The 323-nt window shown below is 27.2% G+C and carries 1 pseudogene; it reads left to right on the top strand.

What is annotated here, in order from left to right:
* Window positions 1–238, top strand: a pseudogene (locus RI76_RS03185) (hypothetical protein); the annotation flags it as partial.
* Window positions 239–323: the final 85 nt, after the last annotated feature.

Below are 323 nucleotides of genomic sequence, written 5' to 3'. Positions count from 1 at the left end.
ATTTAAATCTCCTTTTATTAAATTTTATTTAAATAGAAAAATAACTTTATTCACTTATCACCTACTCTTTCAAGGACCGAAATATATTTTAGATACTGATAAAGATTGGTATATAGCGAAAATTAAAATACCCGAAGACAATCTTTTGACTAATTTCAGGGAATCAATTTATTACCTTCATTTTAACCCTGTAAAACAATACATTACTTTATATACAGAACCAATGAATACTAATTAACAACCATTTAACTAACCATTTAAAAAAGGAGCCGCCTCAACCCTGTGTATAATAACACAAAGAGGAGAATATCAATATAGTGACG

Origin of the sequence: Milkweed yellows phytoplasma str. MW1 (genome assembly GCF_000309485.1) — a bacterium.
Taxonomy (GTDB): domain Bacteria; phylum Bacillota_I; class Bacilli_A; order Acholeplasmatales; family Acholeplasmataceae; genus Phytoplasma.
This window is presented reverse-complemented; position numbering and strand designations above follow the sequence as displayed.